This window comes from Salipiger sp., assembly GCF_059781815.1.
The window spans coordinates 1-11,860 of sequence record NZ_JBYNAH010000169.1; the positions used below are offsets into that span (position 1 = coordinate 1).

The 11,860-nt window shown below is 66.2% G+C and carries 9 protein-coding genes, 1 pseudogene and 1 riboswitch; of the genes and pseudogenes, 4 read left to right on the top strand and 6 right to left on the bottom strand.

The features are described 5' to 3' along the window. A partial coding sequence (locus AC6RA4_RS17705; RefSeq protein WP_500162620.1) for a glutamine amidotransferase-related protein occupies positions 1-585 on the top strand: 585 nt, incomplete at its 5' end. A gap of 111 nt (positions 586-696) precedes the next feature. On the opposite strand, the gene AC6RA4_RS17710 is transcribed toward AC6RA4_RS17705, so the two are convergent. Beyond that, positions 697-1,464, bottom strand: a complete 768-nt coding sequence (locus tag AC6RA4_RS17710) for a 3-hydroxyacyl-CoA dehydrogenase (protein WP_500162622.1) — start codon at positions 1,462-1,464, stop codon at positions 697-699. 310 nt (positions 1,465-1,774) lie between these two features. On the opposite strand from AC6RA4_RS17710, the gene AC6RA4_RS17715 reads away from it, so the two are divergent. Next, complete coding sequence (locus AC6RA4_RS17715; protein WP_500162624.1) at positions 1,775-2,380, top strand: 2-hydroxychromene-2-carboxylate isomerase; 606 nt, start codon at positions 1,775-1,777, stop codon at positions 2,378-2,380. A gap of 247 nt (positions 2,381-2,627) precedes the next feature. After that, positions 2,628-5,036 carry a glucosylglycerol hydrolase gene (gene gghA, locus AC6RA4_RS17720; RefSeq protein ID WP_500162626.1) on the top strand — a complete coding sequence of 803 codons (2,409 nt, stop codon included), beginning with the start codon at positions 2,628-2,630 and terminating at the stop codon, positions 5,034-5,036. Between the two features lie 54 nt (positions 5,037-5,090). On the opposite strand, the gene AC6RA4_RS17725 is transcribed toward gghA, so the two are convergent. The 4 genes from AC6RA4_RS17725 to metZ all read right to left on the bottom strand — a co-directional run bounded on the left by AC6RA4_RS17725 (position 5,091) and on the right by metZ (position 9,414). Then, positions 5,091-6,539 carry a TrkH family potassium uptake protein gene (locus tag AC6RA4_RS17725; RefSeq protein WP_500162628.1) on the bottom strand — a complete coding sequence of 483 codons (1,449 nt, stop codon included), beginning with the start codon at positions 6,537-6,539 and terminating at the stop codon, positions 5,091-5,093. 95 nt (positions 6,540-6,634) lie between these two features. Continuing rightward, positions 6,635-6,862, bottom strand: coding sequence for a hypothetical protein (locus tag AC6RA4_RS17730; protein WP_500162630.1), 228 nt, complete (start codon positions 6,860-6,862; stop codon positions 6,635-6,637). A 162-nt stretch (positions 6,863-7,024) separates the two neighbouring features. Continuing rightward, positions 7,025-8,116: a GTP cyclohydrolase FolE2 gene (gene folE2 / locus AC6RA4_RS17735; protein WP_500162632.1), complete on the bottom strand. Its 1,092-nt coding sequence runs from the start codon at positions 8,114-8,116 to the stop codon at positions 7,025-7,027. A gap of 116 nt (positions 8,117-8,232) precedes the next feature. After that, positions 8,233-9,414: an O-succinylhomoserine sulfhydrylase gene (gene metZ / locus AC6RA4_RS17740; protein ID WP_500162633.1), complete on the bottom strand. Its 1,182-nt coding sequence runs from the start codon at positions 9,412-9,414 to the stop codon at positions 8,233-8,235. A gap of 62 nt (positions 9,415-9,476) precedes the next feature. Then, positions 9,477-9,554: riboswitch (SAM riboswitch) on the bottom strand. Positions 9,555-9,733: 179 nt separating this feature from the next. Here metZ and AC6RA4_RS17745 point away from each other — a divergent pair. Beyond that, entirely contained in the window at positions 9,734-11,605 is a 1,872-nt protein-coding gene (locus AC6RA4_RS17745; RefSeq protein WP_500162635.1) for a monovalent cation:proton antiporter-2 (CPA2) family protein, read from the top strand. Between the two features lie 123 nt (positions 11,606-11,728). Here the strand turns inward: AC6RA4_RS17745 and AC6RA4_RS17750 are convergent. Further along, positions 11,729-11,860 (bottom strand): annotated as a pseudogene (locus tag AC6RA4_RS17750) (CarD family transcriptional regulator); the annotation flags it as partial.

Below are 11,860 nucleotides of genomic sequence, written 5' to 3' on the forward strand. Positions count from 1 at the left end.
TTTGGCGAACGCGGCACCGAGGGCAAGATCAAGGCGGCGCAGTTCGCCCGCGAGCACAAGGTGCCCTATCTCGGCATCTGCCTCGGGATGCAGATGGCCGTCATCGAAGCCGCCCGCAACGTCGCCGGCGTGCGCAAGGCCGGCTCGGAAGAGTTCGACCACGAGGCCGGCGAGCGCCGGTTCGAGCCGGTGGTCTATCACCTCAAGGAATGGGTGCAGGGCAACCAGAAGGTCAACCGCTCGGTGGCCGACGACAAGGGCGGCACCATGCGCCTCGGCGCCTATGACGCGGTGCTGACCGAGGGCTCGAAGGTCGCCAAGGTCTACGGCACCACCACCATCGACGAGCGTCACCGTCACCGCTACGAGGTCGACATCAAGTATCGCGAGGCGCTCGAGAAGGGCGGGCTGTGCTTCTCCGGCATGTCCCCTGACGGCCGCCTGCCCGAGATCGTGGAATGGCCCGACCATCCGTGGTTCATCGGCGTGCAGTTCCACCCCGAGCTCAAGTCCAAGCCCTTCGATCCGCACCCGCTGTTCAAGGATTTCGTGCGCGCGGCCAAAGAGGTCTCGCGGCTAGTCTGATCCGCAGATCGGAAACAACAGGAAAGGCGCCGGTGTCCCGGCGCCTTTTTCGTTTTAACTGCGCTTGTTGTCCGGGCGGGCGGGCCGTCCCTTGTGGGCCGGCCGGACCGCTTATTTCGGCGCCATGCGCAGCGCGCCGTCGAGGCGGATCACCTCGCCGTTCAGCATCTGGTTCTCGATGATGTGCCGCGCCAGCGCCGCGTATTCCGACGGATCGCCGAGGCGCGGCGGGAACGGCACCGAGGCGCCGAGGCTGTCCTGAACCTCCTGCGGCAGACCCGCCATCATCGGCGTGCCGAAGATCCCCGGCGCGATCGTCACCACCCGGATGCCGTGCCGCGCCAGCTCGCGCGCCGCCGGCAGCGTCAGCGAGGCCACGCCGCCTTTGGAGGCCGCATAGGCCGCCTGCCCGATCTGCCCGTCCATGGCCGCGATCGAGGCGGTGTTGATGATCACCCCGCGCTCACCGCCCTCGTCCGGCGCCTGCTTGGCGATCGCATCCGCCGCCAGGCGCAGCATGTTGAACGTGCCCACGAGGTTGATCGTGACCGCCCGCGCGAAGCTCTCGAGCCTGTGCGGCCCCTCGCGTCCGACGATCTTCTCACCCGGCGCGACGCCGGCGCAGTTGACCAGACCGTCGAGCCGCCCGAAGCGCTCAAGCGCCGCGGCCACCGCCGCCTCGCCCTGGGCCGCGTCGGTGACGTCGGTCTTCACGAAATGCGCCGCCTCGCCAAGCGCGGCGGCCTTGGCCGCGCCGGCCTCGGCGTTGACATCGAGCAGCACCGCCCGACCACCCGCGCCCACCAGCATCTCGGCCACGGCCGCGCCAAGGCCCGAGCCTCCGCCGGTCACCAGAAACACGCGATCTTCGATCTTCATCAGCAAACCCTCCCTGTTTGCGGCGGAGCATAGCCAAGGCGGCGGCGCTGACAATGCCGAGCGCGGCGTCACGAAAGCGATTCAAAACTGCGCAAATTTCCGGCGTTTTGCCGCGGTTCGGGAGGGATTCCGCCGGATCCCTTCGAGTTGACGCCGCAAGACGGCACGGCCCCGAGCGGTCACGTTGACAAGCAAAGCCCCGCCGCGCGTCAATGGTGCAACGATCCGGTTCGGGGCTCTGTGAGCCGGAGCCGCCGACGCGGACCGCCGATCAAGGTTGCGAAGCCAGTTTCGAAAATCTGGGGGCGTCATGCGCAAGACCATCGACTATTTCTTCTCACCGGCCTCCGGGTTCACCTATCTCGGCCATCAGGCGCTGATGGCGCTGGCCGCCGAGGCCGGAGCGCATGTGCGCTTTCATCCGATCGACATCCGCAAGGTCTATGCCGAGATGGGCACCACCCACCCGCTCGAGCAATGCGAGGCGCGGCAGAGCTACCGCATCGAGGATCAGCGCCGCTGGGCGCGGCTGCGCGGCCTGCGCATGACCTCGAACCCGGCGCATCACCCGGTCGATGTGCGCCTGCCCTGCCGGGTCATTCTCGCCACCGGGCGGCTGGGGCTCGATCAGGACGCGGTGACGCTGGCCTGCCTGCGCGGGGTCTGGGCCGAGGGGCGCAACATCTCGGATCCGGGCGATCTTGGCGAGGCGCTGCGCCAGATCGACATGCCCGCTTTCGAGATCCTGCACGAGGCCGAGAGCGAGGCGGTGCGCGACGAGGCCGATGCGGTGACGCAGGCCGCCATCGAGGCCGAGATCTTCGGCTCGCCGACCTATGTGGTCGATGGCGAACGGTTCTGGGGCCAGGACCGCATCGACTTCATGCGCGAAAAGCTCCTCAAGGCCGCCGCCTGATCCACTGCTGCCCGGACAGGCTTTGCTCAAAACATCGCCCCGCCCTTGCGGCGAAACCCGGCCTTTCGCGTTGCAGACAGGTCTCAGCGCCTTAGGTTGACCGGAAGGACAGGCGGGACGGCCCGCCGGTTCGTCCGGGAGGGCACGCCTGACGCAGCCCCCTCCCGCAGATCGCCAGACATTCCGCGCCGCGGCCCGAGGGGTTCGCGGTCGTGGCACATGAGCAACGAGACAGGACCGAGACGCCATGACAGACACGCCCGCCATCCTCGCCGACCTTTCCGCCGCAGAGGCCCGCGCCGCATGGTGCCAAGAGGTGCTGAACACCGCCCCCGATCGCTTTGCCGCCGGCAAGCAGATCGCGCGGCGGCTGGGGGCGCTGGTCGATGGCGAGCGGGTGGAGTTCGGCTTCTGGACGCCAGAGCTGCTCGACTGGCGCATCGCCGATGGCGACGTGTTCCTCGAGGTGCTGCGCCCGCAGGAAGAGCTCGACCTCACCGCGAGCCAGGGCGATGTGCGCTTTGACCGGGTGCTGCTGCCGGTGGCGCGCTGCGAGGCCTTCACCTTTGCCGCCGCCAGCGGGCTCAAGGCCGGCAGCCGCGACCAGATCGGCGATTTCTACGCGCTGGTCTATCGCGATCAGGAGGGCGCCTATCACCGCATCCTCGATCCGCTCGCCGCCTCCCTGCCCTATGGCGCCTTCTCTCCGGCCGAGATCTACGACGTGCCGGCGATGCAGGCGCGTCGTCAGGACAAGGGCTATTTCGAGCAGGTCTGCCAGGCCGACGGCCCCTACAAGTTCGCGCCCCCGACCTCGATCCTGCAGGTCCACGTGCCGACCGCCACGCCCGGCGGCACGCTGGCCTCGCTCACCCGCCAGTTCGAGCGCCTCGCGGTGCGCGTCGGCGCCGGGCTGACGCTGGAGCCCGACGAAGAGCTCTTCGCCGGCTACGACGCGGTGCAGCTGCTGCCCGTGGAGCCCACCACGGTCTACGAGGCGGGCCCGGATTTCTGGACCGATGTCGAGTGCGACGACGACACCGTCACCGCCCACCTGATGCGCCCCGACACCACCAACTGGGGCTACGATATCGTCATATCCGGCATGGCGACGGTGAACCCGGTGCTGCTCGAGACCGCCCGGCCCGACGAGCTCGTCGACCTTGCGGCGGTGCTGCACAACTTCCCGCGCTGGCCCAAGATGCTGGTGCTCGACGTGGTGTTCGGCCATTCGGACAACCAGGGGCTCAACGCGCTCAACAGTCATTTCTTCGCCGGGCCGAATATGTACGGCCAGAATCTCGACTACAACAACCCGTTCGTCCGCGCGATCCTGCTCGAGCTGCAGCGCCGCAAGGTGGATTTCGGTGCCGACGGGGTGCGGGTCGACGGCGCGCAGGACTTCAAATGGTGGGATGCCTCGACGCAGGAGATGCGCCACGACGACGACTACCTGCAGGAGATGTCGGACGTGGTGCAGAACGTCGCCGGCGTCGATTACCGGCCGTGGTTCGTCTTCGAGGATGGCCGGCCCTGGCCGCAGGAAGACTGGGAGCTGAGCTCGGATTATCGCGCAGTGATCGAGAACCAGAAGGAGACCGACCCGGACGTGTTCCAGTGGGGGCCGCTGACCTTCGCCCACAACACGCCGTTCATCTACACTTTCTGGCTGTCGAAATACTGGCGCCTGCAAGAGATCCTCAAGCGCGGCTCGAACTGGATCTCGGGCACCGCCAACCACGACACGCTGCGCCGGGGCACGCAGGTCAATCCCAAGCTCAACATCAACACCCGCCTCGGCGACACCAAGATGGAGATCCTCGACAAGGCCTATGACAACCCGGCGGTGTCGATCCTGACCTACGCCGCCCTGCCCGGCGTACCGATGGATTTTCTCAACGCCACCGCACGCGCCAGCTGGGGCTTCATCCGCAACCAGGATGACAAATACGGCGTCAAGGTCGTGGCCGAGGAGGCGATCTCGCTCAAGTGGCAGGTGGACGAGTACAGCTATTCCGTCCCCGGCGCCTTCCGCTGGCTCAAGGAGCTGGGCTTCGAGACCCGCGAGGATCTTGCCCGCTTCCTCGAGTTCCTGCCGGCGCTGGTGGAGGTGACGGATTACGATCTCAATACCATCGCCACGCTGCTCAACGCGGTGGAGCCGCCGCTGGCCGGGCCGCGCCCGATCACCGTGGGCGGGCTGAAGCAGATCGCGCGGGCGTGGATGGATGACATGCACGAGTACTGCAACGTCTCGCACTCGACCTCGAAGCTCGACCCAGTGCAGACCAACGCCATGCGCCGCCTGCGCATGTTCCGCCTCAACAACCCGTGGCTGCGCCAGAACTTCCGCGACGACGACCATTTCCGCTATGTCGAGCCGATCGACGGGCGCACGGTCTTTGTCTCGCTGCGCAACGCGCCGCAGGGCGGCGAGGTGTTCACCGTCTGCCACATGGAAGGCGGCGCCACCGACGAGATCGACCCGCTCGAGCTGCTGCCCGACAGCATCAGCCGCAACGACTGGCACCTGACGATCCGCGGCCCCGGCATCGGGCCGGACTATATCGGCGGTCCGCTGGTGCTGCGGGATTCGATGGGGCTGGTCTATACCCGCGGGCTCGACATCACCCACCTCGCCGGCGAGCCGCACTGAGCCGCGGCGCTGGCGCGCCGCGTGTCGCGCCAGAGGCGTGCCGCGTCTTGTGGCTCAGGCGCGCCAGAAACGCAGGGTGAAGAGGGTGAAGACCGCCATCACCTCGAGCCGCCCGGTGAGCATGGCGAAGGCCAGCATCCACTTGGCGGTGTCGTTGATGTCGGCGAAATTGCCCGCGGGCCCGATCTGATCGCCAAGGCCGGGGCCGACATTGGCCAGCGCCGTCGCCGCGCCCGAGAGCGAGGTGATGAAATCGAGCCCGGTCATCCCGAGCCCCACCGACAACACGCCCAGAGACACCACGAAGAAGGCGAAGAAGCTCAGCACCGAGGACAGCGTGTCGTCATCCACCGGGCGGCCCTGAAAGCGCGGGGTGAAGACGCCGTGCGGCGCGCGGATGCGGCGCAGCTGCACGCGGATCGAGGCAAACAGGATCTGGTAGCGGAAGATCTTCACCGAGCAAGCGGTGGAGCCGGCGCAGCCCCCGATCAGCCCGATGAAGAAGAACATGGTGATGATGAACGGGCCCCACTGCATGTAATCCACCGAGGCGTATCCGGTGCCCGAGATGATCGAGGTGATGTTGAACAGCGCCTCGCGCACCGCCTGCTCGGGGTGATGCGGAAAGATCGACACCAGCGTCACCACCATCACCGCCACCAGCGCCGCGATGGTGCCGAAAAACGCCAGCACCTGGCTGTCGCGCCAGAGCGCCGAATAATGGCCGTTCATGATCTGCACGTAGCGCACGAAGGGCAGCGCGGCGGCGATCATGAAGACCGAGGCCACGTATTCCGCCGGCCCCGAGAAGGTGCCGAAGCTGGCGTCGTAATTGGCGAAGCCGCCGGTCGAGATCGTGGTAAGCGCATGCACCGTGGCGTCGAAGGCGTTCATGCCGCAGAGCAGATAGGCCACGGCGCAAGCCAGCGTGAGACCGACATAGATGGTCGAGATCGACGAGGCGATCTCGGTGGCGCGCGGCAGGATCTTTCCCATCGTCTCGAAGGCTTCCGAGCGGAACACCTGCATGCCGCCCACCCTCAACTCGGGCAGGAACACCATGGCGACCACGATGATGCCGATGCCGCCCAGCCATTGCAGGATGCCGCGCCAGAGGAGCAGCCCCTTGGGCAGGTCGTCGAGCCCGCTGAACACCGTCGACCCGGTGGTGGTAAGCCCCGACATGGCCTCGAAATAGGCGTCGGTAAAGCTTGCCTCGGTGGCCCCGAAGATGAAGGGCAGCCCGCCGAAAACCGGCAGCGCCGCCCAGACGCCGACGGTGAGCAGGAAGGTCTGCTGCAGCGTCAGCCCCTCCTTCACGCCATTGGCGCAGGCCAGCGCGATCAGCCCGCCGGTCAGCATGCTGACAAGCCCGGTCTCGAGGAACACGTGCCACTCGCCCCGCCCCTCGGCGATATCGACGAGCATGGGCAGGAACATGGTCGCGCCCAGCGTGGCGACGAGCAGACCGATGACATAGGCGACGGGACGGAGGTCGAACATGGCGCAGCGTTGTCCTGCCCCGCGATATTAGTCAAGCAGCCCGACGGGCAAATCTCTCCGGGATATTTGCAGGCATTCCCGCGGGATCGCCCTGCTCAGGCGGTCAGCAGATCGCGGAACACATGTGGCAGGATGTCGTCGCGGCTGAGCCCCATGCGGGCGAGCTGGTCGTCGCTCTTCATCTCGAGATGGATGATCTCGCGCATCTTGGCCTTGCGCAGCCCGTAAGGGTTCACCCCAAGCCCGAGATTGGCGAAATACAGGTCTATCTTCTGCTTCAGAGAGCCGCGGCCCATGCTGATCTGAACGGTATCGGCGTGCATCCGGAAACCTCCGTCTGTTGGTTTCCTCCCACGCCCATACTTAGGACAAACCCTTGCGCTTTCCCGAACCCGCCGATCACGAATTGCTGCAATGCAGCAACCTGCATAAGAAATGCGCCGCCCACGGGGGCGGCGCATTGAATTCCGGCGCAGACGAAGGCGTCAGCGGGTGTGGATCAGGCTGGTGAACAGCTTCGGACCCAGGCTGTCATTGGCAAATGTGGTGCCTTCGGTCAGCACAGACACCGCATCATGCGAGTGCAGGCTCTCTTGATGGCTTGCCAGAACCCGGTAGTCGCCAATGCGCGGGTCCGCCTGAAGCTGCTCGGCAAAGAGCCGCGCGGCATCTTCTACGAAGATCGGGTTGGCGCCGTTGAGCTCGGCGAAGGCCTGCTCGTCCTCGCGTTTGACCATGACTTGCGTCTCGGTCGGCACGGCGGCGCGGCAGAGGTCGATGAGATCCTCGAACCACAGGCACTCGCCTTCCTTGAGCTCGACCGACAGTCGCGCGACCGAGCGCTGCGAATGCGGCGTCGCAAGCTGGTTGCGCTCGCGCCGGGCATGCTCGGAAAGCTCGAGCGAGCACGGGCAGGTCGAGCTGTAGACATAGTCGAGATGCAGGATCTTGCGGCGCACGCCGGCGGTTTCGACCAGCTCGAGCGAAATGTCGTAATACTGAAAGCCCCAGAGGCCCGAGCGCAGGGACTCCACCTTCACGGGGAAGGAAAAGGACAACTCGATGCGGGCGTCAAAGCTCTCGAGATCGCTCTTGTAGTCGTCAAGCGCGGCCTCGATCACCTCGAAGGAGAAGGTCTTGTCGGCGTGCACATAGAAGCTGCGCATGATGCGCGACATGTTGATGCCCTTCTTGTCGGCATCGAGGCTCACCGTACCGGTGACCGAGGTCTCCAGCGTCAGATCGCCATTGTCGCGGGTGTGGAACTTGATCGGCAGTCGGAAGTTAGAAATACCGACATGCTGGATTGCGCGGTTCTCGCCACGGATGAGCGACGCCGGGCCGTTCTGCAGGTCGGGGAGCGTCTCGCGATAGGCTTCGTCGGCGACGAAGTCTTCCGGGAAGATACGCGACAGGTCGGGATAGCCGGCCCCGTCTCGGAGCAGTGCAAGCGCCGGATCGAGCGCATCGATCTCAGCATCTTGCGCCTTGTCGGCGAAGCGGCGCAGCAATTTGAGCGCTGCGCGCGCCTCGTCCCGGCTGGGCTTGCTGTCGAGTTCCGGCGTGTGCACGTTCATCTTGGTATTCCTCGGACGTCTCTCCTACCGACACAGAGATAGGTCGCCGATGAAACTTTTTCCAATCTTTTCCTGCTTCCGGGCGAGTAACGCCCGGAAATCACACGTATGTGATGCTAAACGGCATCAAGGGCCTGCAGCAGGTCCGCCACCAGATCGGCGGTATCCTCGATGCCCACCGACAGGCGGATGAGCCCGTCAGAGATGCCGAGACCGCTGCGCTGCTCGGGAGAGAGGCGCTGGTGCGTGGTGGTGGCCGGGTGCGTCGCGATCGACTTGGCGTCGCCGAGATTGTTCGAGATCAGGATGATCTCCAGCGCGTTGCAGAAGCGGAACGCCGCCTCTTTGCCGCCCTCGATCTCGAAGGCCACCATGGTGCCCCCCGCCCCGCCGAGCTGCCGCTGCGCCAGCGCGTATTGCGCGTGGCTCTCGAGCCCGGGATAGCTGACCTGGATCACCTTGGCATGCGCGCCCACCGCCTCGGCGATGGCGCGGGCCGAGGCCGCCTGCGCGCGCACCCGCAGGTCGATGGTCTCGAGCCCCTTGAGCATGATCCACGCGGTGAACGGGCTCATGGAGCCGCCGGTGTGCTTCATGTAGGGCTCGACCGTGCCGCGAATGAACTCGCGCGAGCCGAGGATCACGCCGCCAAGCGCGCGGCCCTGACCGTCGATATGCTTGGTGGCGGAATAGACAACCACATCAGCGCCCTGTGCGACGGCGTTCGAGAAGACCGGGGTCGAGAACACATTGTCGACGATGACCACGGCACCGGCCGCATGCGCCAGCTTGGCCACGCCTTCGATATCGACGATCTCGAGCGTCGGGTTCGACATGCTCTCGAAGAACACCGCCTGCGCGCCGGGCTTGAGCGCCTCTTCCCAGGCCGAAAGGTCGGCGCCATCGACGAACACCACCTCGACGCCGAAGCGCGGCAGGATGCTCTCGAGAATGTAGAGGCAGGAGCCGAACAGCGCCTTCGCGGCGACGACGCGGTCGCCGGCCTTGAGGCACGAGGTCAGCGCGCCGTTGACGGCAGCCATGCCGGAGGCGGTGGCGAAGGCATCCTCGGCGCCCTCGAGCAGCGCGATGCGCTCTTCGAACATCGCCACGGTCGGGTTACCGTAGCGGGCGTAGATGAACTCGTCCGGGCCGGAGTTCAGAAACCGCGCCTCGGCCTGCTCGGCGCTGTCATAGGCAAAGCCCTGGGTGAGAAAGATCGCTTCGCTGAGCTCGCCCCACTGGCTGCGCTTGGTGCCGCCGTGAACCGCCTGCGTGCGGGATCCCTTGCTGGTCATGTCGTATCCTTTCGCGGCACCCCTCGCCGCAATTGAAAAAAGCCCCGTCGCGGTCAAGCGAAAGGGGCTTTCGTCTGACCTCTTTAGCGGCATGTTTAACGTGGCCCGCAATCCGGTAACAAAGCGCCACGGGCCGCGCATTACGCCTCTCGCGCCCCTGCGTCAAGCCGCGCGCTTGTGACAGCCCCCTCTACCGCGCCAGTCTTTCCATCGAATGCGAGCGAATTGTGCGCCGATCCGCCGAGGCGAGAGCCAACAGCGGTTGTCATTGCGGCGCGCCCTGCCCCATCATGTAGCGGGCACAGGCGACGGGACGACTATGGACGGATTTCTCTTTCAGGCTTCGATCTACCTGATGGCGGCAGTGATCGCGGTGCCGATCGCCGCGCGGCTCGGGCTCGGCTCGGTGCTGGGATACCTCCTTGCCGGCATCGTCATCGGCCCGGTGCTGCACCTCGTCGCCGCCACCGAGGACCTGCGCCACTTCGCCGAGTTCGGCGTGGTGATGATGCTCTTCATCATCGGGCTCGAGCTCGAGCCGCGCACGCTCTGGGACATGCGCCACCGGCTGGTGGGGCTTGGCGGCTCGCAGATCGCCATCACAATGCTGGCGGTGATGGGCTGCGCCATGGCGCTCGGGGTAAGCTGGGCGCCGGCGCTGGCCTGCGGCATGGTCTTCGCGCTCTCCTCCACCGCCATCGTGCTGCAGACGCTGAGCGAAAAGGGGCTGATGCAGTCGACCGGCGGGCGCTCGGCCTTTTCGGTGCTGCTGACGCAGGACATCGCGGTGATCCCGATGCTGGTGGTGCTGCCGCTGCTGGCGCTGCCGGTGGGTCTGTCGATCTCGCCTGATGGTTCGATCACGGTCGGCAGCCACGGCGCCGACGATCATCACGAGATGTCGATTGTCGAAGGCCTGCCGGGCTGGGGCGTGGCGCTGGTGACGCTCGCCGCCATCGCTCTGATCATCGTGGCCGGAATCTACGGCGCGCGGCCGCTCTTCCGGCACATCAACTCGGCCCGCCTGCCCGAGATGTTCACCGCCGTGGCGCTGCTGATCGTGGTCGGCATCGCCTTCCTGATGGAGCTGGTCGGCCTGTCGCCGGCGCTTGGCACCTTCCTCGCCGGCGTGGTGCTGGCGAACTCGGAATTCCGCCACCAGCTCGAGTCGGATATCGAGCCCTTCAAGGGGCTGCTGCTGGGCCTGTTCTTCATCACCGTGGGCGCCGGCATCGACATCCTCGCCTTCCTGCGCGAGCCCTTCGTGATCCTCGGCCTCGCGCTCGGGCTGATGCTGCTGAAGGGGGCGATCCTTATGCTGCTGGCGCGGGTCTTCAAGCTGCACACAAGGGCGCGCTGGCTCTTCACCCTGTCGCTGGCGCAGGCCGGCGAATTCGGCTTCGTGCTGATCTCCTTCGCGCTGCAGCTCAACATCTTCAACCAGGTGCTGGGGCAGCGCCTTCTGCTTGTCGTGGCGCTGTCGATGCTGATCACGCCGCTGCTCTTCATTCTCTATGACTGGGTCTCGACCCGGCTCGAGGAGGCCCGCGAGGCGCAGCAGGAGGACGAGATCGAGGCCGACGGGCCGATCATCATCGCCGGCATCGGGCGCTTCGGGCAAATCGTCAACCGGCTGGTGGGGAGCTCCGGCTTCCGCACCGTGGTGATCGACCACGACATGAAGACCATCGAGCTGATGCGCCGCTTCGGCCACCGTGGCTTCTTCGGCGACCCGACCCGGCCGGAGCTGCTGCACGCGGCCGGCATCAAGGATGCCAAGGTGCTGGTGGCCGGGCTCGACGACCCCAAGGCCACGACCAAGCTCGTTCGCTTCGCCCGCCGCATCCGCGAGGACCTGTTCATCGTCGCCCGCGCCCATGACCGGACCCATGTCTACGAGCTCTATCAGGCCGGGGCAGACAAGATCGTGCGCGAGATGTTCGACAGCTCGCTGCGCGCCGGGCGCTACGTGCTCGAGGAGGTCGGGATGACCGAATACGAGGCGGCGATCGCGCAGGAGACCTTCTATCACCACGACCGCGAGACCGTCCAGGAGCTGGCGCAGCTCTGGGATCCCGACGTGCCGTCGGCCGAGAACGAGGCCTATATCAAGCGCGCCCGCGAGCTCGAGAAGGAGCTGGAGACGGCGCTCTACACGGCCCTGATGGAAGGGCGTGAGGACGCGGCATAGCGGAGCAGGCGCTGCCTTCGCCGCGCTGGCCCCCGCCCCCTCAGGAAAAAAGATCGGCACACCGGAAACGAAAAAAGCGGACCCGAAGGCCCGCTTTTCCCGAATAGTCGTGTCCGATGAGGATCAGGCGGCGCGCAGCCCCAGAACCTCGTCGACCTGGCGCGCGGCGGCGACCTCGTCGCCACCGGAGACGGCGGCCACTTCGCGGGTCAGACGCTCGAGCGCGGCTTCATAGAGCTGACGCTCGGAATAGCT